This is a genomic window from Thioalkalivibrio sp. AKL17 (genome assembly GCF_000377885.1).
Classification (GTDB): domain Bacteria; phylum Pseudomonadota; class Gammaproteobacteria; order Ectothiorhodospirales; family Ectothiorhodospiraceae; genus Thioalkalivibrio; species Thioalkalivibrio halophilus.
On the sequence record NZ_KB898764.1, the window covers coordinates 147,847 to 171,294 of the forward strand.

Genomic DNA, 23,448 nt, shown 5'->3' on the forward strand with positions numbered 1-23,448 from the left:
AGAGTTGGTCGCGCGCTTGATTTGATAGGTACCGGGGTGGCGCTAGTGATATCGGTTTGGCAATTCGTTAAAGAGACGTTGGTAGAGGGTGCAGATAGTCGTGGCAGCACACCGACCGGCGACTAAAAGAGAGTAACACTGGGGAGAAGCATCGTGGCGGACAGCAGGGAGGCACAGTTCCAGCAGGACATCATCGACGCGATGACCGCCGATGGCTGGCTGACCGGTCCGGCCGGCGGCTATGACGCTTTGAGCGCGCTGTACACCGAGGATCTGGTCGGCTACCTGCAGGAGGCCTGGCCGGAGCGCTGGGAGAAGTTCGCCGCGAAGAACCCGCAGGACCCGCAACGGGCCCTCGTGCGCGCGGTCACGCGCGAGCTGGAGCGCGGCGGGACGCTGGATGTACTACGCCACGGGGTGAAGACACCCGGCGTGAAGCTCGATCTGTGCAGCTTCAAGCCCGACCACGGTATGAACCCCGAGTCCCAGGCCCGCTACGGCGCCAACCGCCTGCGCGTGGTGCCGGAAGTCTCGTACTCGCCGCATGCGCGCAGCGGGGAGTACAACCCGCGTCTGGATCTGGTGCTGTTCGTCAACGGCATCCCCACCGCGACGCTGGAGCTGAAGAGCGAGTTCAAGCAGTCGGTGGAGAACGCCAAGCGCCAGTACCGGCGCGACCGCCCGCTGAAGGACCCAGTCACCCGCAAGCCCGAGCCGCTGCTCACCCCCAAGCGTGGGGCGTTGGTGCATTTCGCGGTCAGCCAGCACGAGGTGGCGATGGCGACCCGCCTGGCTGGCAAGGACACGTTCTTCTTGCCCTTCAACCAGGGCACCGAGGACGGTGGGGCCGGCAACCCCGCACCGCCGGACCCGGACAGCTACGCCACCGGTTACCTGTGGCAGCAGGTGTTCCAGCCCGATGCCTGGCTCAAGGTGCTTGGCCGTTTCCTGCATCTGGAGCAGAAGACGGTCGAGGACTTCCACGGCAAGCGCAGCAAGAAGGAGACCCTGATCTTCCCGCGCTTCCACCAGTGGGACGTGGTGAACCAGTTGATCGCGGCCACGCGGGAGGAAGGCGCCGGCCAGCGCTACCTGATCCAGCACAGCGCGGGCTCCGGCAAGTCCAACTCGATTGCCTGGATCGCGCACCAGCTCGCCTCGCTGTACGACGAGAGCGGCCAGAAGCTGTTCAACTCCGTGGTGGTCGTCACCGACCGCACCGTGCTGGACAGCCAGCTCCAGGACACCATCTACCAGTTCGAGCACGCGCACGGGGTGGTACGGCCCATCACCCGCGATGTCGGCAACCAGAGCAAGTCGGAGCAACTGGCCGAGGCGCTGGCCGAGCAGACCCGCATCATCATCGTGACCATCCAGACCTTCCCGGCGCTGTTCGACGCGCTGGACAAGCGCCCGGAGCTGGCCGCCGGGCGCTACGCAGTGATCGCCGACGAGGCGCATTCCTCGCAGACCGGTTCCTCCGCTACCAAGCTCAAGGCCATCCTGGGCACCGACAAGCCGGAGGATGAAGAGATCAGCGCCGAAGAGCTGCTGGACGCGGCCGTGGCCGCGCGCAAGCCGGCCGAGCGCATCAGCTACTACGCCTGCACCGCCACCCCCAAGGCGAAGACCCTGGAGCTGTTCGGACGCCCGCCGGATCCGGAGCTGCCGGCCTCGGCGGACAACAAGCCCGAGCCCTTCCATCTGTACTCCATGCGCCAGGCCATCGAGGAAGGCTTCATCCTCGACGTGCTGAAGAACTACACCACGTACTCCACTGCCTGGAAGCTGGCGCACCCGCACGCCGACGAGCAGGAGGTGGAGTCGCGCAAGGCCTCGACGAAGATCGCCCGCTGGGTGCGCCTGCACCCCTACAACATCTCCCAGAAGGTCGAGGTGATCGTCGAGCACTTCCGCGCCAACGTGCGCCACCTGCTGGACGGCCAGGCCAAGGCCATGGTGGTGACCGGCAGCCGCCAGGAGGCCGTGCGCTACGCGCTGGCCATGCGCGCCTATATCCAGGAGAAGGGCTATACCGACGTGCACGCGCTGGTCGCCTTCTCCGGCTCCGTCCTGCCGGACGAGGTGATCCCCGAGGAGGTGACCGAGACCAGCTCGCTGCTGAACCCGGGGCTGAAGGGGCGTGACCTGGCCGAGGCGTTCGACACCGACGAATACAACGTGATGATCGTCGCCAACAAGTTCCAGACCGGGTTCGACCAGCCCAGGCTCTGCGCCATGTACGTGGACAAGAAGCTGCAGGGCGTGGAGTGCGTGCAGACCCTCTCGCGCCTGAACCGCACCTTCCCGGGCAAGGAGGACACCTTCGTCCTCGACTTCTTCAACGATGCCGAAGACATCCTCGAGGCCTTCCGCCCGTACTACAACAAGGCCGAGCTGGCTGACGTCTCCGACCCGCAGATCGTCTACGACCTGCAGAAGAGCCTCGACGCCGCCGGCATCTACCATTGGGACGAGGTGGAGAACTTCGCCCGCGCCTTCTTCGACCCGAAGGCCGGCGCCAGCCAGCTCAGCTACTACTGTCAGCCGGCCAAGGAACGCTACCACGCCCGCTACAAGGCGGTGCTGGAGCAGATCCAGACCTGGCAGGCCGCCTACGACGAAGCCGAACGCAATGGCGACAAACCCGGCCTGCACCGCGCCGAACAGGAGCTGAAGGACGCCCACACCACCCGCGACGAGCTCGACCTGTTCCGCAAGAACCTGCAGAGCTTCGTGCGCAGCTACGAGTTCCTGTCACAGATCGTCGACTTCGAGGACCACGAGCTGGAACAGCTCAACGTTTATGCCCGCGCCCTGCACCCGCTGCTGCGCATCGAGAACCTCGAAGAAGAGCAAATCGACGTCGACGAACTGGAGCTGACCCACTACCGCCTGAACAAGCGCGCCGAACAGCGCCTGAGCCTGGAAGAGGAAGGCGCCGATTACGAAGGCCTCAAGCCCGTCTCCGACGTCGGGTCGGGCAAGCCACACGACCCGGAAAAGAAACGCCTTTCCGAGATCATCGACCAGCTCAACGAACTCTTTGGCGCCGAGGTGAGCGACGAAGACAAGCTCCAGTTCGCCAACGGCATCGCCGACCGCATCCGCCGCGACGACGCCGTAATGGCCCAGGTCGAGAACCACAGCCCAGACCAGGTGATGCACGGCCTGTTCCCCAAACGCGTCACCGACACCGTCCTCGACGCCATGACCGACCACGAAAAACTCTCCATGCAGGTCCTGGACGACCCGGAGCGCCAGCGTGATTTCGCCTTGCTGATACTGCGCTTGCTAACCGGCGGAGTAGGGGAACACAGGCCCGCCACTACAAGGATGGATCAGTGATTTGGATATGTATTTGAAGCGGTGACCATCGCGGTCCCGGCTGATAAAGGACACGTTCGAAAACAGGAAAGCTGTCCACTTCGTAACAACGATTAAGAATGCACTTGGATGGGGGCTATGAAAAAGTTTAACGAGTTCGCCAGCAAGATTGCTGGGCAAGCAAGCTCTTTCGCCGAAAAAGCTGCTGATACGATAGGGGAAATTACTGATTCAAATCTGGAGGAGCGAGGGCCGCAATATTGTTCCTTTTGCTTTGAGCGTCATACCTGTACGCCTGTTGAGTCTTCGAATTTCTCAAGGAATGTCTACTCATGTGATGGGTGCGGAAACTTTGTCGTGAAGTGCCGTGTCTGTGACAGCTTTGCAAAGTACCGGGAGAAGGGGGTTGAGCACGAGGATTCCCAGGCCGATGATCCGGAGGCTGAGGTAAAGGGGTCGTCATGGGGGTGGGAAAATCAATTCTGCTCTGTCCATTCCGGCAGTATTGCGAATTTCCAATATTTGAATGAAAAGCTCGATGTGATCACGGACTATCAGCGTCTGTTCGAACGCAGCGGAAGGGATTTCAAGAAGATCGGTACCACGGCGGCGGGTGTCACGGGGGGCGCAGCAATTGTCGCTCCGCTCGCATTCTTGGCGGCGCCCGCTGCGGGTGCCGCGATCGGCTCCAGCGCTTATGGTCTTAGTGGTGCAGCAGCTACCAGCAAAGGCCTGGCGGTCCTTGGCGGTGGATCACTCGCGAGTGGGGGGCTCGGGATGGCGGGGGGAGTCGCGGTCGTTACGGCGACTGGCTCCGCTCTTGGCGGAAGAAGTGGCGCGATCATCGCCAATGGTTATTACGGAGATATTGAGGGCTTTGAGATTGAACCGATGACCGACGGGGAGGGGTCCGCGGTTTTGTGCATTAATGGATTTCTCACTGAAGGGGATGAGAAAACCGGTGCAGAATGGTTGAAAGGGGTCATTAGGCGATACCCCGAAAATCCGATCATGCACGTTAAGTGGGAGTCGAAGCGATTGCGGGAACTCGCTGAGTCGGTAGGGGGGGTAACGAGTAGGGCGGCGGGCTGGCATGCCATGTCGACGTTAGGTAAGAGAGGTCTCAAGACGGCGGCCAAGAAAGCGAGCCCGGTCGGTGCTGCGTTGTCGGCGCTTGGGGTTGCGTCCAATCCTTGGTCTGTGGCACGCGTCAAAGCGGCGCAGACGGGTGCGTTGCTGGCAGACCTGATTGCAAGGACCGACCAGCGATACATTTTGGTAGGGCACTCGCTGGGCGCTCGTGTGATTTATTTCTGCTTGCGTGCTCTTGCAGAAACACAAGGAAGGCAAGTGGCTGAAGCGCATTTGTTAGGTGGGGCTATAGATAGTTTCGCGTCCGACAACCAGCGTGACTCGGTGGCGGAAGAAGCGGATGAAGTCGTGGATTGGGCTGTCGCGGCATCCGCGGTTGACGGAATGATAAAGAACTACTATTCGATGAATGATGATGTTTTGAAGTACGCATATACGGTTGGTGAGCTCTTCCGTGGTAGTCCGGTGGGTCGGACTCCGATTGTTCATCCGGAGATAAAGAATTTTGATGTTACGACCGAGGTAGAGGGGCACTCTGAATATATTGGAAAGTTGCGGGGCTTTTTGGAATCCGGTGAAGTGTCGTGACGGTTTTGGCCTTTCAGGTTAGTGTTTGTGGTAATAGATATGAAATTGATTAGGGCAACTTTCGGACATTAGGTAAGACGGGTGTAGGGTAGGGGCTGGATGTTCAGTTCCAGAATTTCCTCGCTTGACCATGATGCGGAGGCGCGCGAGAGGAGCATGCGCTTGCTGGCGATGTGCGGGCAGCGCGATACGTGCGATGAGCTAGGGGTTGGGGCAATTCGCGAAACCGGGTGGATCTGCTTTTTCCGGGCACAAGTACGATCCAGACGCGCTTGCGCTACATGCTGCTGGCGGCGTGGGTGTGTATGTAATGGTCAAGTGATTTCGGACACTCAAGGGAGTATAAAGAGGGGGATCAGGGGTGTTCGCGGGACCGGTGGACGATGGAAGGTTGCGACCATATATGATGTTTTCCCATTGGATGTCGCGCACGAAGTGCGCTTTGTATCCGGCCTGGTGGCGGGTAGCGGCCATTGCCGTGGCAGGGGGGCTTCTGGGGACGCCTGCCACGGCGGATCCGGCGGATATCTTCATGGCCGTTGAGGGCTATGAGGCGGTGGACGAGAAGCAGATCGAGGATCGCTCCTCGGGACCGCAGCCGGGGATGATGTCGAAACCGTTCGCGCGATGAACAGCCTTGTACCGATGACGCGTGCGCTTCTGATTCTCGAGGGAGAAGAAGGTCCTCAGGTCCATGCGCGATACCGGATCCGTTACGGGATGGATGAGCTGGGGTCCTTCCCGCCGAAGGGCTGTACGGCCCCGATCAGCTTCGTGCAGATCGACCGGTTCAACATGGGCCCGCAAAGGATGAAAGCGCTGCCTCGGGAAAAGACAGGGGAAGAACCGGACCCGCATGTGTCCTATCGCATGGTGCTGGACACCATTCAGGCGCGCACGGCCTGGATTTTGCGGGTCTCGCGTGCCGAGATCGATGACGAGACGGCGGCTGCAATGAGCTGCCTGGGCATCTCCTGCCTGTCGATGGAGTCGCCAGCCGATCAGGCCCCTGGATCCTGGGAGACGGATCCGGAAGCCGAGATGACGTTGACGCCACCCTACGACCCGATGGGGCCGGATGGCACGCACAGCCCGGCCACGGTGCTGGACCAGTTGCAGGTTCAGCACGGTTGTCTCGGAGAGCAGCAGAATGGCGGTGTGAGGTGGTCCTGTCCGGAACCGCGTGAAGCGGTCGGCTTGGGTGCACCGTTCATCGAGGTCGTCATCGATGTCAATCTGGCGCAGGACTTTGCCACCCAGGGCGTGCTGCGCGACGCTGACCCGGGCGATGACGAGATCGCGGCTCTGTGGCTCAAGGTAAGTTCCATCGCTTCGGGCGACCCGGGGGCACCGGTCGTTTCGCAGTCCATCCAGCGCGAGCGTCATCCTTCCCGTCGCGATTAAGCGCGTGTCGGGCCGGGTGCGAGAAGGTCCCGGCCCTGGTCTCTCGTCCGGCTCAGCTTTTGCGGCTGCCGTAGGTGACGACGGACTCGATGCGTTCAGCGCGTTCGGGGTCGAGGACGTCGGTCCGGGCGAGGGTAGCGGCGTCGGCGTTGATCACGTCGCGCACGCTTCCAACGTGGCGTAGCAGGTCGCGGGCTTCGTCCGCGGCGACGCCGGGCAGGCCGCTGAGGATGAATTCGGCGACCTTGCGCCGATTGTCGGACTCGGCCTCACGGTCGACGGGATCCGGCTCGATCTGTGCGTTCAGGCCGGTCAGGTAGATGAGCATGCCGCTGTTGTCGGCATCGGGGCTGGGCAGCACGCTGATGCCGAGGGCGATGGTCAGGTGGGCCAGGGCGCGATGGATGTCCAGCGCCTGCTGGTAGAAGCGCGGCTCGTACAGGTCCCCTTCGACGATGTAGATCACCTGCCGGTAGTTGGCCTTCAGCTTCGCGGCGTTCTCCCACAGGCTCTTGTCGACCACGCTCAGGACCATGTCGGCCGCGGATTTGCGTTCGATCACGACGCCGTTGGGCAAGACGTAATCGCCCACGTCCAGATCGGTGAATTCCAGTTCCACGCCCTCCAGCTCTTCGATGCGCTGGATGATCTTGCCCTTTTCGCGCTTGTCGACGCGGATCGGCAGATGAATATTTTCCATTGGGGACTCCGGTTGTGTGACCCGCACGCAGTCTAGGCGGAGCGCAGGGGGTAACTCGCAATCCCTCATGCAGTCTCGGATACCACCGTGAGGGCGCCGGTTCGTCGCCCTCCCCGGTGTTCCTGCCCGAGCTGCCCGAGCGGGTTTGTCCGGGACACCGATCGGATCCTCACCCCGGTTACGCGGGGTCGTCGGGCTCGTCGTCCAGCGATGCGCCGCCCTGTTCGAGGAAGCGGCGCACTTGCTCTTGCCGGCGGAAGGCGCCCTGGCCCGATCTGCGCGTGCGGGAGAGGGGGATGGATTCCCCAGATTTCAGATAGATGACCGGCCTGTGGGCGGGTTTGCTATGGCCGGAACGCTGTGACCTCGACCAGGTCGTCTCTACGGCCACCCGGCTGATGTCCTGCAAGGGGATGTCGCGGATCTTGCCGGGGCTCCCCGGCTGCCACCAGCGCCGTTCGGCGACCTGTAGCTGGTTAACTCCGGGCGGCAGCCACAGGGCCACGACATTGCGCTGGAACAGCAGCAGGTAGAGACCCAGCGCGCTCATCGCCAGGGGCATCCACAGGCCGAACGTGACCTGGTGGCTCATGTGGAAGTCTCCGCCCTGACGGACATCGTCGAGGCCGGTGTTGACCTCGTCCACGATGGATTGAACGCCGGATCGGCCGCTCCGGCTGTAGCCTAGGATATCCACCGAGCCGTCGTCCAGCTGCAGGTTGGCGGAGTAGGTGCGGTCGCCGTCGCTGTTCCGACTCTCGCCCAGTGTGGCCTGCTGGATCTCTTCCAGGGGGTAGCGGCCCTCGGTGGATTCATGGATGCCGAACGGGGCCGATCGGGTGAGTTCGCAGTAGCGCTCCTCCGCCCCGCAGGCGAGATGCGTGCTGCGGCCGAACGTGGTCAGGAAGATCACGCTCATCACGAGCACGAAGAGCCCCATGAACGGAGTGCCCCAGTTCTTGAATACCAGTTGGTTACCCACGGTTTCGCTTCTCCTTGTGGCTGGCCTGAGCATGTGCGTCGGGGCGTGGCGTGAACCGCACCATCGACCGACCAATGAAACCGGATGTCAGCCGGGCCGAGACACCTCTGTTTGGAGGGGGCGATGAGGCTGGACGCTGTCCTGCGTAAGCCGGACCCGGGGAAGGCGGTGCCGCCGGCAGGGGATGGAGCCCCGGGTTCGGGTTGCACGGCGCCCGTGGCATGCTGGCTCCATGTGCGGACGAATGACGCGATACAGCGCGACCAGCGAGCTGGCCATGCGCTATTTCCAGGTACCGGTCGATACGGGTTTCGACGCACCGCGGTACAACGTCGCGCCGGGGACGGAGCTGGAAGGGTTCCGGGCGGGCGACGATGCGGCGGTTGTGTTCCAGCCGATGTTCTGGGGCTTTCGTCCCGAACGGGTGGAGGAAGGCCCGCGGCCCATCAACGCGCGGGCCGAGAAGGTGGCCACCAGCCCGTATTTCCGCTCGGCGTTCGCGCATCGCCGCTGCATCGTGCTGGCCGATGGCTGGTACGAATGGCGCAGGACGGAGCAGGGCAAGCAGCCGTACTACATCACCCTGGCTGAAGACGCGCCGCAGGACGTGCTGATGATGGCGGGGATCTGGGAACCCACCACCGACGGCGGCGCCTGCTGCGCGATCATCACCGAACCCGCATCGGACCGTCTGGCGCATATCCACGAGCGCAAGCCCCTGGTACTGGATGCCGCCTGCCGCTGGGAGTGGCTGGACCCGACACTCACCGAACGGGACGCGATCCGGGCGCGGACGCAGCGCCTGAACCCCGACGCCCTCCGATATCACCCGGTGTCCACCCGCGTGAACCGGCCTGCCGAGGACGACCCGTCGCTGATCGAAGCCATCGCCTGACGGCCTTTGATGATCTCACTCGAAATCCGGAACCTTCGGGGTTTCGTTCAGGCGCTCGGTCGGATCCGCCTCCGGCAGCAACACAGTCGTGCGTCATCTTCCGCGGCGGCCGACGGTGCTTGAGATTCGGAGGAGGCTGCGGTAGAAAGACCCTGTAATGGAAGAGGTTGTGTGATATGGATATCGGGGAGGAGCGTCGATGAACATCAATATCCACATGTTGATCGGCGGCGTGTTGGCGCTGCTGGTAGTGCTGTGGGTGTGGCAACGGCGCCGTCTGCTGCGGCGTGCCGAGGCCGAGCAGGCCGAATGGCAGGCACAAAGCCGCCAGGTAGACGCGATTCAGGAGGCCATGAAGGAACGGGAAGACGTCGCCAACCGGCTGGCGGAGCTGGAGCGATCCGGCGGCGACGAGGACGCCCTGAAGTCCCTGCGCGTCGAGCTGGAGGCCATCGACGTGCGATTGACGGAGCGGCTGGAAGCGATGACCGGCCGTAGCGAAGGCGCTGCAGCTGGAAAGCCTCGCGGCTGACTACGATGCCTGTGCGAAGCCTGTGTCGATACGGGCTGTGCACATTCGGGGATGTCGACAGGTTGCGGGCCCGGGATCGAGTCCGGGTGTCTTTGGGTCCGCCCCCCGCCTGTGGGATACTCCCGCACCTAACCGCCCGAGCATTATCCATTCCGGAGGCAAACCGTGGACGAGAATCGCAAGAAGGCCCTGACGGCCGCGCTGGGTCAGATCGAGAAACAGTTCGGCAAGGGTGCCGTGATGCGCATGGGGGACCGCCAGGCGGTGGATGTGCCCTCGATCTCCACCGGTTCGCTGGCGCTGGACGTGGCGCTGGGCATCGGCGGCGTGCCGCGCGGGCGCGTGGTCGAAGTCTACGGGCCGGAATCCTCGGGCAAGACGACCCTGACCCTGCAGGTGGTGGCCGAGGCGCAGAAGGCCGGCGGTACGGCGGCGTTCGTGGACGCCGAGCATGCGCTGGACCCGACCTATGCCGAGAAGCTGGGCGTGAACGTGGACGATCTGCTGGTCTCGCAGCCGGATACCGGCGAGCAGGCCCTGGAGATCGCCGACATGCTGGTGCGCTCCGGCGCGGTGGACGTGGTGATCGTCGACTCGGTGGCGGCGCTCACCCCCAAGGCCGAGATCGAGGGCGAGATGGGCGATTCGCACGTCGGTCTGCAGGCGCGCCTGATGTCGCAGGCGCTGCGCAAGCTCACCGCCAACATCAAGCGCTCGAACACGCTGGTGGTGTTCATCAACCAGATCCGCATGAAGATCGGCGTGATGTTCGGCAGCCCGGAAACCACCACCGGCGGCAACGCGCTCAAGTTCTATTCCTCGGTGCGCATGGATATCCGCCGCATCGGTGCGATCAAGAAGGGCGACGAGGTGATCGGCAACGAGACCCGCGTGAAGGTGGTGAAGAACAAGATGGCGCCGCCGTTCAAGGAGGCGCATTTCGAGATCCTGTACGGCGAGGGGATCTCGCGCGTGGGTGAGCTGATCGAGATGGGCGTGAAGGAAGGCCTGATCGACAAGGCCGGGGCCTGGTACAGCTACAACGGCGAACGTATCGGGCAGGGCAAGGAGAATGCCCGGCAGTTCCTGAAGGACAACCCGGACAAGGCCGAGGAGCTCGAACGCAACCTGCGCGAGCGTTATCTGCCGTCGGCCGGCGGCAAGGGGACGGACGAAGACGCCGAGGCGGCGGTCGAGGATGCCGAAAGCCCGTCGTAAGGGCGGGGCGCCGGTCGACCCGGCCGATCCCGAGGCGGCCCTGGAGGCCGGACTCAAGCTCCTGGTACGGCGCGAACACGCCGCGCAGGAGCTGGCGCGCAAGCTGGCGGAGCGCGGCTTCGAACGGGACGCGGTGGATGCCGCGCTGGAGCGTGCGCGCGAACTGGACTACCTCAACGAGACCCGTTACGCCGAGTCCATGGCGCGCCACCGGGTCGGCCAGGGGTACGGCGAACAGCGCATCCGCGCCGAGCTCGCGCACAACGGGATCGATGGCGACACCGTGAGCCTCGCCATCGAGGCGCTGGAGGTCGACTGGGTCGAACAGGCCCGCGGCCAGCTCGAACGCCATTTCCGTCATCCCCCCGCGGCCCGCGAGGACGAGGCCCGCATGCTGCGTCACCTGGCCGGTCGCGGCTTCCCCGGCGATGTCGCCCACCGGGCGCTGGCCGCCTGGAAGGACGAGACCCCATAGGACGCAGGACGCAGGAGGCCAGCCCCCTGGCCGATTGGGCATCACCAACGCCCCATCGCGCAGGGGGCTGCGCTCCTGCAGCATGGCCCGAAGCAGCGGGCGGCAATACGCGGGTCGGGGGCGAGCGTGATACGATTCCGCTTTTGACCCCATACCCGACCGGACACGCATGAAGAGCGCCGACATACGCCGGAGTTTCCTCGATTTCTTTGCGCAGCACGACCACACCGTGGTGCCGTCCAGCCCGCTGGTGCCTGCCAACGATCCCACCCTGCTGTTCACCAACGCGGGGATGGTCCAGTTCAAGGATGTGTTCCTCGGCCGCGAGAAGCGCCCGTACAGCCGCGCGGCGACCAGCCAGCGCTGTGTGCGCGCCGGCGGCAAGCACAACGACCTGGAGAACGTGGGCTACACCGCCCGGCACCACACGTTTTTCGAGATGCTGGGCAACTTCTCCTTTGGCGACTACTTCAAGCGCGACGCGATCCACTACGCCTGGGATTTTCTGACGGATGTCCTCGGCCTGACGCCGGAGCGGCTGTGGGTCACGGTCTACGAGACCGATGACGACGCGTACAACGTCTGGGCCAACGAGATCCAGGTCCCGGCCGAACGCATCATCCGCATTGGCGACGATCCGGACGGCGGCTCGGACAATTTCTGGCAGATGGGTGACACCGGGCCCTGCGGTCCCTGCACCGAGATCTTCTATGACCACGGCCCGGAAGTGGCGGGCGGACCGCCCGGTTCGCCGGATGAGGATGGCGATCGCTACATCGAGGTCTGGAACCTGGTGTTCATGCAGTACGACCGCGACGCGGACGGCACGCTGAATCCGCTGCCCAGCCCGTCGGTGGATACCGGCATGGGCCTGGAGCGCCTGTCGGCCGTGCTGCAGGGCGTGCATTCCAACTACGAGATCGACCTGTTCCAGGATCTTATCGCCGCGGCGCGGCGGGTGACCGGCGCGCAGGAAGCCGATTCCGCCTCGCTGCGCGTGATCGCGGACCATATCCGGTCGATTGCTTTCCTTATTACCGATGGCGTGCTGCCCTCCAACGAGGGGCGCGGCTACGTGTTGCGGCGCATCATCCGGCGCGCGGCGCGTCATGGCTTCCAGATCGGCTCCGAGGATGCGTTCCTCTACCGCCTGGTGCGCCCGCTGATCGACACCATGGGCGAGGCCTATCCCGAGCTGGTCAAGGCCGGCGAGCAGGTGGAGAAGGTCCTGGAGAAGGAGGAGCGCAAGTTCCTCGAAACCCTGGACCACGGCATGAAGATCCTGGAGGAGGACCTCAAGGATCTGCAGGGGCGGGTGATCCCGGGCGAGACCATCTTCCTGCTCTACGACACCTACGGCTTCCCGGTGGACCTGACCGGCGACATCGCGCGCGAACACGACCTGGAACTGGACATGGCCGGTTTCGAGGCGGAGATGGAGAAGCAGCGCGAACGGGCGCGCGCCGCCTCCCGCTTCAGCATGGATACCGGCAATCTGCCGGGGCTGGAAGACCACATGACCGAATTCTGCGGCTATGAATACCTGGAGGGCGACGGCCGCGTGGTGGCGCTGTTCCGCGAGGGCGAGGCCGTGGAGCGCCTGGAGGTTGGCGAAGAGGGCATCGTGGTGCTCGACCGCACGCCGTTCTACGCCGAGTCCGGCGGCCAGGTGGGCGACATCGGCACCCTGTCGGGCTCCGGCGTCCGCTTCCAGGTGCAGGACACCCGCAAACAGGCCGCGGCGCATCTGCATGTGGGCCAGGTCCGCGCCGGCACCCTGGAGGTCGGTCAGAGCCTGTCCGGCTCGGTGGAGGGGCCGCGGCGCGAGGCCATCAAGCGCCATCATTCGGCCACCCATCTGCTGCACAAGGCCCTGCGTGACCAGCTGGGCGACCACGTGCAGCAAAAGGGTTCGCTGGTGGATTCCGAGCGCTTGCGGTTCGACTTCACCCACATGGAGCCGCTGACGGCCGAGCAGCTGAAATCGATCGAGGATCAGGTCAACGCCGAGATCCTGGCGAACGAGGCCACCGACACCCGCATCATGGACATCGACTCGGCCATGGAGTCGGGTGCCGTGGCCCTGTTCGGGGAGAAATACGGCGACGAGGTGCGGGTGCTGAAGATCGGTTCCTCGGTCGAGCTGTGCGGTGGCACCCACGTGGAGCGCACCGGCGACATCGGGCCGTTCCGGATTACGGTCGAAGGCGGGGTCGCCGCCGGGATCCGGCGCGTCGAGGCGGTGGCCGGCGAGGTGGCCCTGCGCTGGATGGACCAGCAGCTGGGCCATCTGGATGCGGTGGCGGACCGCCTGCGGGCCGGCCGCGCCGACGCCCCGGACAAGGTGCGCCAGCTGCAGGAGCGCAATCGCGAGCTGGAGAAGGAGATCGAGCGCCTGAAGGGCAAGCTCGCCAGCCAGGCCGGCGACGACCTCTCCAGCCGTGCGGTGGAGGTCGACGGGCTCAAGGTTCTGGCGGCCCCGGTGGAGGGCGTGGAGCCCAAGGCCCTGCGCGACATGGTCGATCAGCTCAAGCAGAAGCTCGGCCGTGCCGTGGTGGTGCTGGGCACCGCCACCGAGGAAGGCAAGGTCTCGCTGGTCGCCGGGGTCACCAAGGAGGAAACCGGCCGGATCCGCGCCGGCGATGTGGTGGGCCGCGTGGCCGCTCAGGTCGACGGCAAGGGCGGTGGCCGGCCGGACATGGCCATGGCCGGCGGGCAGAGCCCCGAGAAACTCGACGCAGCGCTGGCCTCGGTGGAGGACACCGTTCGCGAATTGCTGGGCTGACCAAATTCCGGATTGGAAGGGCGGGTTTGCTTTGGATGCAACCCGATTTCGTGTTTAATGCGCCGCCTTCGGGCCGGACAGGGATTCTGCAATGGCGTTGCTGGTACTGAAATTTGGCGGCACCTCGGTCGGGACGACCGAACGCATCCGGGCGGTGGCCGAACGCGCGCTCCATCTGCGCGAGGAGGGCCATCAGCTGGTAATCGTGGTGTCCGCGATGAGCGGCGAGACCGATCGCCTGCTGGGGCTGGCGAACGAACTCAACCCGCGGGTCGACGGGCGCGAGCTGGATGTCCTGCTGTCCACCGGGGAGCAGGTCACCATCGCCCTGCTGGCGATGGCACTGGAGGCCAAGGGTTGCCCGGCGCGCTCCTATACCGGTGCCCAGGTGACCATCCGGACCGATAGCGCCTACAACAAGGCGCGGATCCGCAGTATCGACGACGCCCGCGTGCGTGATGACCTGGAGGCCGGCCGCATCGTGGTCGTGGCCGGCTTCCAGGGCGTGGACGAGGACGGGGCGATCACGACCCTGGGGCGTGGTGGCTCCGACACCACGGCGGTGGCGCTGGCCGCGGCCTTGAAAGCGGACGAATGTCGCATCTATACGGATGTGGACGGAGTCTACACCACCGATCCGCGACTGGTGCCCCAGGCCCGGCGCCTCGAACGAGTGACCTTCGAGGAGATGCTGGAGATGGCGAGCCTCGGTTCGAAGGTGCTACAGATCCGGGCAGTGGAATTTGCGGGCAAGTATAACGTCCCCTTACGTGTCCTTTCGTCGTTTGGCGAGGGGCCCGGGACACTCATCACCACGGAGGAGGATGCAGCGGTGGAACAGGCGCTGGTCGCGGGAATCGCGTTCAATCAGAACGAAGCGCAGCTGACGGTGGGCGGCGTGCCGGACCAGCCCGGGGTCGCGCATCGCATCCTCGGGCCGGTGGCGGATGCCAACATCGAGGTGGACATGATCGTGCAGAACGTCGGCGAGGACGGCCGCACGACCGATTTCACCTTCACCGTGCATCGCAACGACTACGAGAAGGCGCTGGAACTGCTGCAGGGGGCAGCGGACGAACTGGGCGCCCGCGAGGTCTCGGGCGACGTCCATATCGTCAAGATCTCGGTCGTGGGTGTCGGGATGCGGTCGCATGCGGGTATTGCCAGCCGGATGTTCGAGGCCCTGTCGCGGGAAAACATCAACATCCGGATGATCTCGACGTCGGAGATCAAGATCTCGGTGGTCGTGGACGAAAAATACCTCGAACTGGCGGTGCGTGCGCTGCACGATGCCTTTGAACTCGAAGAGGAGCCAGCCGGTCTACCAAAGGAGCAGCAGGGGTGACGACTCAATCAACGGATTCCGGGCGACCGACCTCGTCCGACACAGGTACTGTGGAGAAAAGCATGCTCATACTGACGCGTCGGGTGGGGGAGACCCTCATGATCGGCGATGACGTCTCCGTCACCGTTCTGGGTGTGAAGGGCAACCAGGTCCGGATCGGCATCAATGCGCCCCCGGACGTGGCGGTTCATCGCGAAGAGATCTTTCAGCGGATTCAGGACGAAGATTCGGAACACGGCTCCGACGACAATCGCGGGAACGAGTGACGTCCGACGCTGCGATCTCCGCGCGGCCCGAATGAAGGTAAAATCATCAATTCGGGGCCGCGCGGGCTTTCATTCCGCGGCGTGAATCCGTATCCTCTGCACCGCAGTTACGGAGAGTTGGCCGAGTGGTTGAAGGCGCTCCCCTGCTAAGGGAGTATGGGTCAAAAGCCCATCGAGGGTTCGAATCCCTCACTCTCCGCCAGAACGCAAAAGGCCCGCACGGCAAGTGATGCTCGTGCGGGCCTTTTTTGTGGGCACGGAAGCCGGGGTCAGTCAGTTCATCGCGCGGCGGCGTTCCTCACGCTGATAGAACAGCAGGGCGACGTTGATGGCACGTTCCAGGCGGGCCGACATCTCGATGATCGCGCAGCCGGCATACGAGTGGCCTTTGCGAGTGGAAGGGCGCGAGTTGGCCAGTTTGACGGCGCCGGAGACCCTTTCCTGCACGTCCGGGAGCATCAAATTGGTGAACTCCAGTCGGCTTCCATAGGGGATGTCCTGCAGCACTTCATTCGGCAGTTCCACGCACATCCCTTCGGCCGAAAGGTCCACCACCGATCCCTCGATCGGTTCTTCGTGCATCTCGCCCTGGATCTGCAGGGTCGGGCGATTGCTCAGGGGGATATGAACGCGGAAGGTTTCCCGACGCTGCAGGTATTGCAGTTCGGCGGGATACGGACATTCGTAGAGATCCCCCGGCGATTCGCTCACGATCTGGCGGACCTCGGTTGTAAACCGCACGGCCACCCCGCGCAGGGTCGCGAATACGCGCAGGGGCTGGCCGGGTCGGATCCGCTGGTGCAGGGAGGGAGGTTGCAGCTGGTCGAGGTAGAGACGCCGCGCGTCGGCATCCAGACGGATCAGCGCCGAGGTGTGCAGCGGGCCGCTTTCTTCCAGGCGGATACTGACCAGGGTCAGGCCATGGTCCAGGTCGCGCAGGATCTGGCCGATGCGTTCCGGGGTGTCGACGGTATAATCGTTGTCATCCATGAGGGCACGTCGCGTCCGAAGTGGGTTCGCGCATCATACACCCTGTGACGGAGTTCACGCCTGTTCGGTCCCGTTCGGGCTAGGCGCGGGTGATGGTCTGGCCGGTGGTACGGCGGTGACGGGCCTTGCCGTAGGGGTCGTAGGTCGTGGCCGGTCCGTTGTCTTCGCCACGCAGGATCTGCATGGACATCTGCACCCGGCGCTGGTTGCGTTCGATCAGCCGGGCGTTGCCCTGGTTGAGTTCGTTGCAGCGTTCGATCGTCGCCCGCAGCGCCTGCCAGCGGTCGTTGAGGTGCTCCCCTCCCTCCAGACGCGCGAACAGCCGTGCTACCCCTTCCGGGGTGAACTCGGCACCGCGGGCTTCGATCCATTGCTGCTGTTTGCGGGTTTCGGTTTCCAGTGCCTGCAGCAGTTCCTGCTTGCGCTGGACCGCGGCCTGCAGCCGATCCGGTTCGCGTGACTCAATGGCCCGGGTTTCCTCCAGCAGGATATCCTCCAGCCGTTGTCCGAGACGGATGGATTCCTCCAGGGAAGGACGAATTCCGGTTTCGTCGGTCACCACCGGATCACCGCAGCAGGCCTTCGATTTCCATCATGCGATCGGCCAGTTCTTCGTTGTCGATCGGGTAGTTCCCCTGAGCGATCGCCTCGCGGATCTCGGCCACCTTCGCCTCGTTGAACGGCGCGGCCTCGCTGGCTTCGCCGCTGCCGTTCATGGCCTGGGCGGCACCGGTCAGGGTGACGGCGTCGCCATTGGCGGCATCGCCATTGCCGGCGCGATCCACCCCGTTGCCGCCGGTGCGGGCGTCGTCGTCACGGCCGCGGACTCCGCCGTTCTGGCTGTCGGGGCGCAGGCCGTTGATGTTGGGGCCTTTGATATCCATGACTTTGTCCTGTCGTTTTACTGGTCTACCGCGTGTATCGGCCGGAATGCCCGAAACTGTAGGGTCAGTTGCGGGATTTCCGTCACATTTTACTACAGGGCGACGCGGACCGTGCCCGATGGCTGGACCTCGCCCTCGATCTCGCGTCCCGAGGACGTGTTGCGCACGCGGATCCAGTCGCCGGCCGTGGCGTCCTCCAGGGCTTCGCCCTGCATGCGGATAGTGACACTGCCGCTGCTGGCGAGGATGGTAACGCGCTGGCCGCGCTGGATCACCTGGCGTTCGTTGACGTGCTGCTGGCCGATGACCTGGCCCTGGCGGATCGCGCGGCGGGTCTGCAGACCGACGACCTCGGATGCGTCCTCGAAATAATGGGTGGCCTGGCGCGACGTCTCGATGCGTTCCATGCGCAGATCGCCCGGTCCCAGGGTCTGCTGGCGCGACAGGTTGCGTCGGGCCACCACCACCTCGGCGTGGCGTTCCACGGCGGCCGGAACGTACACCGACCAGGTCACCGGCCCGGGGCAGCGGATGTTGACCGCGGTATTGCCTCTCGGGCGTCCGCCGGGCGGCAGCGAGGCCTCCAGGGGCTCGTCGCAGCGCTTGAGGCGCAGGCGCTCGTCGACATGACCGAGTTGCACCTCCACATCGTCACCGTTGTGCTCCCCCAGCTGCTGGTGCAGGAACCGTTCCGCGCTGTCACGGATGTTCTGCACCGGCTCGATCTCCGCTTGCGCGCCCGGGGCGAGGAGCGCGAGCATCAGGAGAAGCGCACCCCCGCTGCGGCCCGGGCTGCGGTACGGGAGCAAAGCCTGTAACTTGAGAAGGTGCATGTCCGGTCACCGTTGACCCTGTGTCTTCGTAGCGGGATGCATGCAGATTCCGTGCCATGGTATCCGGGCCTGTCCTGCACGCCCGATGCGTGGTTCAAGCTCCCGCCGGCGCGGCCGTTAGCAGGGAGAACAACCCAGGGGGCGAGAACCGTGAGTCAGTTTATTGACGACGTGAACCAGCGCACGCAGATGGTCGGGCAGAACCGGATGGAGCTTCTGCTGTTCTATCTGGGCGGCACGCAGACCTTCGGGATCAACGTGTTCAAGGTGCGCGAGGTGATTCCGCTGCCGCAGTTGCGCCAGATTCCCGGGTCCGCCGGGGTGGTGCGGGGAGTGACCACCCTGCGCGACAAGACCGTGCCGATCATCGATCTGGCGCGGGCGATGGGCATGCAGTCGACCCGGGCCGGGGCGGACGGGCAGCAGAAGGTTGTGATCACGGAGTTCAACCGCTCGGTGCAGGGCTTCATGGTATCGGCGGTGGATCGGATCGTGAACGTCAACTGGGACCAGGTGAAGTCGCCCCCGCGCGGCACCGGGCGCGAGTCGTTTCTGGTGGCGGTCACCGAACTCGACAACAAGCTGGTGGAGATCATCGACGTGGAGCGCGTGCTGTCGCTGGTCAATCCGCTGCCCACCGAGGTGTCGGAAAGCGTGCGTTCCGCGGTGGCCGAGCAGACACCCGAGCGTCGGGAAATCGTCATCGCCGACGATTCGGTGGTGGCCCGCCGCCAGATCGAAAGCGCCATCCAGGGGCTCGAGTGGCCCTACGTGCTGTGCAAGGACGGGCGTGAAGCCCTGGATTACCTGGAGGAGAAAGCCGCAGAGGGCCCGATCCACGACACGGTCGAGCTGGTGATCTCGGATATCGAAATGCCGCGCATGGACGGTTACACCCTGACGGCAAAGATCCGCGAGAACGAGCGGCTGCGACCGCTGCGGGTGCTGCTGCATTCCTCGCTCAGCGGCGAATTCAATACCGACATGGTGCGTAGGGCCGGCGCGGATGCGTTCCTCTCCAAGTTCAACCCGGACGAACTGGCCAGTGCGGTCCTGGAACAGATCAACAAGACCGCCTGAGATGTCGGTGGTTGCCGGGGGCGAGGGGTTGCCGGCCCGGCGGAGGAGGGCGGTCGGCGCTTGCCGCCCCTTTGCAGGCTGCGGACTCCCGCAAGGCCGCCTCGAAGCCCTATACTGTGGCGGCATGGAATCATCGAACCGAACAACCAGCGGACGGCGGACGGGCCCGGCACGCGTCAAGGCGGAGATGTGTGCGTGATCGATTCCCGTGACTACGAAGAATTCGCGCGCTTTCTCTCCGAGTGCTGTGGCCTGGTGCTGGGGGACAGCCGCCAGTACCTGGTGTCCAGCCGGTTGTCCCGCCTGCTGGATGAATTCGGCTACAAGGACGTGCCGGAGCTGCTGCACGCGCTGCGCAAGGCCCCCAGCCCGAAGCTGCGCACGCGCGTCATCGACGCGATGACCACCAACGAAACCTCCTGGTTTCGCGACGGTTTTCCGTTCGAAATCCTGCGCCACGTGATCCTCCCGGAGCTGGCGTCCACTCGGTCGTCGATCAAGGTCTGGTCGGCCGGGTGTTCCAGTGGCCAGGAGCCCTACAGCATCTCGATGGTGGTCTCGGAATGGGAGGCGTCGCGCCCGCGCCGGGTGGTGCCCGTCAGCATTCTCGGGACGGACCTGTCCGAGGGCGTGCTGGAAGATGCCCGCAAGGGAGTCTATGACGGTCTGAGCATCGTGCGCGGGCTCAGCGAGTCGCGGCGGTCCCGGTTTTTCGAGACCGTGCCCGAGGGGCACAAGATCATCCCCGAAGTGCAGCGCCGCTGCCGGTTTCAGAAACTCAACCTGGTCGACAGCTACGCGGCGCTGGGCAAGTTTGACATCGTGTTCTGCCGCAACGTCCTGATCTATTTCTCGGCCGAGACCAAGCGTCAGGTCCTTGACGGTATAGCGAAGCAGCTCAACCCCGGTGGCTATCTGTTTCTTGGCGCTTCCGAGACGGTCGGGCCCTACAGCAAGGCCTACGAAACCGTGCGCACCGAGTACGGCTCGGTCCTGCGGCTGAAGGGCTGAACCCCTCCACGCCGGGCCTGCAACGGGCCCGGTGCTCGTTTCCCAGCGCGGCGATTCGCCGCGCGGCCGGCCGCGCGCCGGCGTCCCTCCCAATCCTTTTCCCTTTTGCCGGCAGCCAATGGCACGGCGATTGCATCGTCGTGGTCAGGCAACGGATGCCCGCCATGTGCGGGCCGGACGGAACGGGATGAGCATATCGCTGGACAAGGCACTCGGGATTCTGCCGGAGTCGGTGAACCTGCGTTCGCAGCGCATGGAGGTTCTGAGCTCGAATATCGCCAATGCCGACACCCCCGGCTACAAGGCGCGCGATCTGGATTTTCGCAGCCAGCTGGAGGCGGCCGACGGGGGCGGTGGCGGGCAGCTGGCGATGAGCCAGACCCGGGCAGGTCATCAGGATCCAGGGACGGCCGCCGCGGGCACCGGGGCCGAGCTCAAATACCGCATTCCTTCACAGCCATCTCTGGACGGCAACACCGTGGATCCGCAGATGGAGCGGGCGGCGTTCGCCGAGAACTCGGTCAAGTACCAGAGCAGTCTCGAATTTCTTAACCGCCGGGTTTCCGGCATTCGCGATGCCTTCCGGGGCAATCGCTGAACCTGACGGGAGGCCACCGCCGTGAGTGATCTGTTCAACCTTTTCAATACCTCGGCCTCGGCGCTGACGGCGCAGTCGGCGCGGCTGAATACGGTGTCCTCGAATCTGGCCAACGCCAATACGGCGGCTGGCAGTGCCGAGGAGGCCTATCGCGGAAAGCATGTCCTGTTTCAGGCGGTGATGGACCAGGCCAACCGCGACGGGACGGCGACACCAGTGCAGGTGGCGGGCATCGAGGAATCGGATGCCGAGCCGCACATGCACTACGAGCCGAACCATCCGAAGGCGAACGAAGAAGGCTACATCTTCCGGCCCGCAGTCAGCGTGGTGGAGGAGATGGCCAACATGATGTCGGCCTCGCGCAATTACGAAGCCAACGTCGAAGTCATGGACACCACCCGCCAGCTGATGCAGCGCACGCTGCAGATGGGCGGACAGGGCTAGGAGAACGCAGATGACCGGACTGACTCCCGACATGCTTGAAGGGGCGGGCATTCGCACCGACCGCCAGGCCCAGCGCGACCGCCAGGAGGCGGAGGGGCCGAGCGAAGAACTGGGACAGGAGGACTTCCTCAAGCTGATGACGACCCAGCTGCAGAACCAGGACCCGTTCGAGCCGATGGAAAACGGGGACTTCATCGCGCAGATGGCGCAATTCTCCAGCGTCACCGGAATCCAGGAGCTGAACGAGTCGTTCGAGGGCTTCGCCCAGTCGATGGGCCAGAACCAGGCGGTGCAGGGCGCCAATCTCGTTGGCAAGGACGTGCTGGTGCCGGTGGAGTTCGGCCAGCTGGATCCCGAGGGCGGCATGAGCGGCGCGTTCGAGCTGGGGGCCTCGGCCGAGTCGGTGGAGGTCGAGATCATGAACGGAGCTGGTGAACGCGTGCGCAGCATGAATCTCGGCGCGATGGGCGCCGGGCTGCAGGACTTCCAGTGGGATGGCCTGACCGACAACGGACAGCGCGCGCCGGCCGGGGTCTACGAGGTACGGGCGACCGCGCGCAGCGGGGAGAGCACCGAATCGCTGGAGACCTTTCTCAACCAGCGCGTGGACAGCGTCTCCATGGGCGGCGAGAAAAACGGCCTGGCACTGAATGTGCATGGTGTGGGCGAGATCGACTTTTCCGACGTACGCCGGATCTCCGGCTGACGTTCGACGAAAAACCTGACGGAGGAACGGAACATGCCCTTCAACATCGGATTGAGCGGACTGAACTCGGCCCAGGCCGACCTGGACGTGACCGGCGACAACATCTCCAACTCGGGGACCACCGGGTTCAAGAAATCGCGTGCGGAATTCGGGGACGTCTATGCGCAGTCCTTCGGCGGGACCTCGCAGACGGCCACCGGTGCCGGTTCGCGCCTGCTGGCGGTGACCCAGCAGTTTAGCCAGGGGCAGACCGAGTTCACCGAGAACGGTCTGGACCTGGCCATCGACGGCGAGGGCTTTTTCCAGCTCAATGATGATGGCAATACGGTCTATTCGCGCGCCGGCGAGTTTCAGGTCGACCGCGATGGCTTCCTGGTGAACAGTCAGGGCCAGAACCTGCAGGGATACATTGCCGAGGACGGTGATACTGACCCGGCAGATCTGGGAGGTGCTCCGGGCGACCTGCAGCTGCAGACCGGCGAGGGTGCACCTCAGGTGACCTCCGATATCGAGGCCCGGCTGAATCTGCAGTCGGATTCCCCGGTGATCGAGGACGGCTTCGAAACCGATGATGGCGTGGCCGTCCCGGACAGCTACAACTTTTCCACTTCGCTGACGGTGTACAACGGCCAGGGCGAGGCCCAGGACGCGGAGGTCTATTTCACCAAGACCGATGACAACGAGTGGGAGGCCCATGTCGCCGTCAACGGCGAGGTGGTCAATGAGGGCGATCCCAAGCAGCTGGCGTTCGATGGCAACGGCGAGCTGGATTTCGACGCGATGGATGACGACGACGCGACCTTTACCTTCACTCCCGGCGGCAACTTCGAGGATGACCACGAGATCACCATCGATTTCGCCGGAACGACCCAGTACGGCTCCGATTTCGGGGTCAGCGACCTCAACCAGGACGGGTTTGCCCCGGGCACGCTGACCGATATCGATATCGACAACGAGGGCGTGGTGTTTGCGCGCTACAGCAACGGGCAGTCGGACGTGCTGGGCCAGGTGACGCTGGCCAATTTCGATAACCCGCAGGGTCTGGAACAGCTGGGCAACAACAACTGGGCCGAGACCTTCGCCTCCGGCGGGCCCACCCTGAACGCGCCGGGTTCGGGCGGCACCGGGCAGATCCAGGCCGGGGCCCTGGAGGCCTCCAATGTGGATATTGCGCAGGAGCTGGTGAACCTGATCACGGCCCAACGCAACTTCCAGGCCAACTCCCAGACCATCTCCACGGCCGACACCGTGACCCAGACGATCATCAATATCCGCTAGGGCGGTAACCGGAGG

22 protein-coding genes, 1 tRNA gene and 1 pseudogene are annotated in these 23,448 nt (G+C 64.4%); 18 read left to right on the forward strand and 6 right to left on the reverse strand.

Annotated elements, in window-relative coordinates:
- Positions 1-153: 153 nt before the first annotated feature.
- The 4 genes and pseudogenes from D577_RS0100735 to D577_RS0100745 all read left to right on the forward strand — a co-directional run bounded on the left by D577_RS0100735 (position 154) and on the right by D577_RS0100745 (position 6,411).
- Positions 154-3,348, forward strand: a complete 3,195-nt coding sequence (locus tag D577_RS0100735; RefSeq protein WP_018945691.1) for a type I restriction endonuclease subunit R — start codon at positions 154-156, stop codon at positions 3,346-3,348.
- Between the two features lie 117 nt (positions 3,349-3,465).
- Entirely contained in the window at positions 3,466-5,007 is a 1,542-nt protein-coding gene (locus D577_RS13870; protein WP_077244309.1) for a DUF726 domain-containing protein, read from the forward strand.
- A 99-nt stretch (positions 5,008-5,106) separates the two neighbouring features.
- Positions 5,107-5,309, forward strand: a pseudogene (locus D577_RS14415) (DUF6361 family protein); the annotation flags it as partial.
- 325 nt (positions 5,310-5,634) lie between these two features.
- Positions 5,635-6,411: a hypothetical protein gene (locus D577_RS0100745; protein WP_155985554.1), complete on the forward strand. Its 777-nt coding sequence runs from the start codon at positions 5,635-5,637 to the stop codon at positions 6,409-6,411.
- Positions 6,412-6,463: 52 nt separating this feature from the next.
- On the opposite strand, the gene D577_RS0100750 is transcribed toward D577_RS0100745, so the two are convergent.
- The gene (locus D577_RS0100750) at positions 6,464-7,111 is read right to left on the reverse strand and encodes an ERCC4 domain-containing protein (protein ID WP_018945694.1); all 648 of its coding nucleotides are present in this window, start codon (positions 7,109-7,111) and stop codon (positions 6,464-6,466) included.
- Between the two features lie 178 nt (positions 7,112-7,289).
- Positions 7,290-8,093: a hypothetical protein gene (locus D577_RS0100755; RefSeq protein WP_018945695.1), complete on the reverse strand. Its 804-nt coding sequence runs from the start codon at positions 8,091-8,093 to the stop codon at positions 7,290-7,292.
- 244 nt (positions 8,094-8,337) lie between these two features.
- Here D577_RS0100755 and D577_RS0100760 point away from each other — a divergent pair, with 244 nt between their 5' ends.
- From D577_RS0100760 to D577_RS0100795, 8 genes are all read left to right on the forward strand, one after another.
- Entirely contained in the window at positions 8,338-8,988 is a 651-nt protein-coding gene (locus D577_RS0100760; protein ID WP_018945696.1) for an SOS response-associated peptidase, read from the forward strand.
- A gap of 199 nt (positions 8,989-9,187) precedes the next feature.
- Positions 9,188-9,520 carry a hypothetical protein gene (locus D577_RS0100765; RefSeq protein ID WP_018945697.1) on the forward strand — a complete coding sequence of 111 codons (333 nt, stop codon included), beginning with the start codon at positions 9,188-9,190 and terminating at the stop codon, positions 9,518-9,520.
- Positions 9,521-9,685: 165 nt separating this feature from the next.
- Complete coding sequence (gene recA, locus D577_RS0100770; protein WP_018945698.1) at positions 9,686-10,738, forward strand: recombinase RecA; 1,053 nt, start codon at positions 9,686-9,688, stop codon at positions 10,736-10,738.
- A complete protein-coding gene (locus D577_RS0100775; RefSeq protein WP_018945699.1) occupies positions 10,719-11,213 on the forward strand; it encodes a regulatory protein RecX in 495 nt (164 codons plus the stop codon). Before recA ends, D577_RS0100775 begins: the two co-directional genes overlap by 20 nt.
- A gap of 169 nt (positions 11,214-11,382) precedes the next feature.
- Entirely contained in the window at positions 11,383-13,998 is a 2,616-nt protein-coding gene (alaS, locus tag D577_RS0100780; protein ID WP_018945700.1) for an alanine--tRNA ligase, read from the forward strand.
- 91 nt (positions 13,999-14,089) lie between these two features.
- Positions 14,090-15,343: an aspartate kinase gene (locus tag D577_RS0100785; RefSeq protein WP_018945701.1), complete on the forward strand. Its 1,254-nt coding sequence runs from the start codon at positions 14,090-14,092 to the stop codon at positions 15,341-15,343.
- 62 nt (positions 15,344-15,405) lie between these two features.
- Entirely contained in the window at positions 15,406-15,609 is a 204-nt protein-coding gene (csrA, locus tag D577_RS0100790) for a carbon storage regulator CsrA (protein WP_018945702.1), read from the forward strand.
- A gap of 111 nt (positions 15,610-15,720) precedes the next feature.
- Positions 15,721-15,811 (forward strand) — tRNA-Ser (locus tag D577_RS0100795).
- Positions 15,812-15,882: 71 nt separating this feature from the next.
- Here D577_RS0100795 and D577_RS0100800 read toward each other — a convergent pair.
- The 4 genes from D577_RS0100800 to flgA form a co-directional block, all read right to left on the reverse strand.
- Complete coding sequence (locus tag D577_RS0100800; protein WP_018945703.1) at positions 15,883-16,599, reverse strand: flagellar brake protein; 717 nt, start codon at positions 16,597-16,599, stop codon at positions 15,883-15,885.
- Between the two features lie 79 nt (positions 16,600-16,678).
- Positions 16,679-17,161: a flagella synthesis protein FlgN gene (locus D577_RS0100805; RefSeq protein WP_018945704.1), complete on the reverse strand. Its 483-nt coding sequence runs from the start codon at positions 17,159-17,161 to the stop codon at positions 16,679-16,681.
- Positions 17,162-17,165: 4 nt separating this feature from the next.
- Positions 17,166-17,483 (reverse strand): flagellar biosynthesis anti-sigma factor FlgM, encoded by a 318-nt coding sequence (gene flgM, locus D577_RS0100810; protein ID WP_018945705.1) that lies wholly within the window; start codon positions 17,481-17,483, stop codon positions 17,166-17,168.
- Positions 17,484-17,575: 92 nt separating this feature from the next.
- Positions 17,576-18,244, reverse strand: a complete 669-nt coding sequence (gene flgA / locus D577_RS0100815) for a flagellar basal body P-ring formation chaperone FlgA (protein WP_018945706.1) — start codon at positions 18,242-18,244, stop codon at positions 17,576-17,578.
- Positions 18,245-18,466: 222 nt separating this feature from the next.
- On the opposite strand from flgA, the gene D577_RS0100820 reads away from it, so the two are divergent.
- The 6 genes from D577_RS0100820 (at position 18,467) to flgE (ending at position 23,433) form a co-directional block, all read left to right on the forward strand.
- Positions 18,467-19,396, forward strand: coding sequence for a chemotaxis protein (locus D577_RS0100820; RefSeq protein ID WP_018871225.1), 930 nt, complete (start codon positions 18,467-18,469; stop codon positions 19,394-19,396).
- A gap of 195 nt (positions 19,397-19,591) precedes the next feature.
- Positions 19,592-20,407, forward strand: a complete 816-nt coding sequence (locus D577_RS0100825; protein ID WP_018945707.1) for a protein-glutamate O-methyltransferase CheR — start codon at positions 19,592-19,594, stop codon at positions 20,405-20,407.
- Positions 20,408-20,594: 187 nt separating this feature from the next.
- Positions 20,595-21,005, forward strand: coding sequence for a flagellar basal body rod protein FlgB (gene flgB / locus D577_RS0100830; RefSeq protein WP_018945708.1), 411 nt, complete (start codon positions 20,595-20,597; stop codon positions 21,003-21,005).
- A 21-nt stretch (positions 21,006-21,026) separates the two neighbouring features.
- Positions 21,027-21,449 carry a flagellar basal body rod protein FlgC gene (gene flgC, locus D577_RS0100835; RefSeq protein ID WP_018871222.1) on the forward strand — a complete coding sequence of 141 codons (423 nt, stop codon included), beginning with the start codon at positions 21,027-21,029 and terminating at the stop codon, positions 21,447-21,449.
- Between the two features lie 10 nt (positions 21,450-21,459).
- A complete protein-coding gene (locus tag D577_RS0100840; RefSeq protein WP_018945709.1) occupies positions 21,460-22,155 on the forward strand; it encodes a flagellar hook assembly protein FlgD in 696 nt (231 codons plus the stop codon).
- Between the two features lie 33 nt (positions 22,156-22,188).
- Positions 22,189-23,433: a flagellar hook protein FlgE gene (gene flgE, locus D577_RS0100845; RefSeq protein WP_018945710.1), complete on the forward strand. Its 1,245-nt coding sequence runs from the start codon at positions 22,189-22,191 to the stop codon at positions 23,431-23,433.
- Positions 23,434-23,448: the final 15 nt, after the last annotated feature.

Excerpts from the sequence above, each read along its gene's own strand:
- D577_RS13870 (WP_077244309.1), top strand. The coding sequence starts at position 3,466 with ATGAAAAAGTTTAACGAGTTCGCCAGCAAGATTGCTGGGCAAGCAAGC.
- D577_RS0100745 (WP_155985554.1), top strand. The coding sequence starts at position 5,635 with ATGAACAGCCTTGTACCGATGACGCGTGCGCTTCTGATTCTCGAGGGA.
- D577_RS0100750 (WP_018945694.1), bottom strand. The coding sequence starts at position 7,111 with ATGGAAAATATTCATCTGCCGATCCGCGTCGACAAGCGCGAAAAGGGC.
- D577_RS0100760 (WP_018945696.1), top strand. The coding sequence starts at position 8,338 with ATGACGCGATACAGCGCGACCAGCGAGCTGGCCATGCGCTATTTCCAG.
- D577_RS0100765 (WP_018945697.1), top strand. The coding sequence starts at position 9,188 with ATGAACATCAATATCCACATGTTGATCGGCGGCGTGTTGGCGCTGCTG.
- D577_RS0100775 (WP_018945699.1), top strand. The coding sequence starts at position 10,719 with ATGCCGAAAGCCCGTCGTAAGGGCGGGGCGCCGGTCGACCCGGCCGAT.
- alaS (WP_018945700.1), top strand. The coding sequence starts at position 11,383 with ATGAAGAGCGCCGACATACGCCGGAGTTTCCTCGATTTCTTTGCGCAG.
- D577_RS0100785 (WP_018945701.1), top strand. The coding sequence starts at position 14,090 with ATGGCGTTGCTGGTACTGAAATTTGGCGGCACCTCGGTCGGGACGACC.
- csrA (WP_018945702.1), top strand. The coding sequence starts at position 15,406 with ATGCTCATACTGACGCGTCGGGTGGGGGAGACCCTCATGATCGGCGAT.
- D577_RS0100800 (WP_018945703.1), bottom strand. The coding sequence starts at position 16,599 with ATGGATGACAACGATTATACCGTCGACACCCCGGAACGCATCGGCCAG.
- flgM (WP_018945705.1), bottom strand. The coding sequence starts at position 17,483 with ATGGATATCAAAGGCCCCAACATCAACGGCCTGCGCCCCGACAGCCAG.
- flgA (WP_018945706.1), bottom strand. The coding sequence starts at position 18,244 with ATGCTCGCGCTCCTCGCCCCGGGCGCGCAAGCGGAGATCGAGCCGGTG.
- flgB (WP_018945708.1), top strand. The coding sequence starts at position 20,595 with ATGAGCATATCGCTGGACAAGGCACTCGGGATTCTGCCGGAGTCGGTG.
- D577_RS0100840 (WP_018945709.1), top strand. The coding sequence starts at position 21,460 with ATGACCGGACTGACTCCCGACATGCTTGAAGGGGCGGGCATTCGCACC.
- flgE (WP_018945710.1), top strand. The coding sequence starts at position 22,189 with ATGCCCTTCAACATCGGATTGAGCGGACTGAACTCGGCCCAGGCCGAC.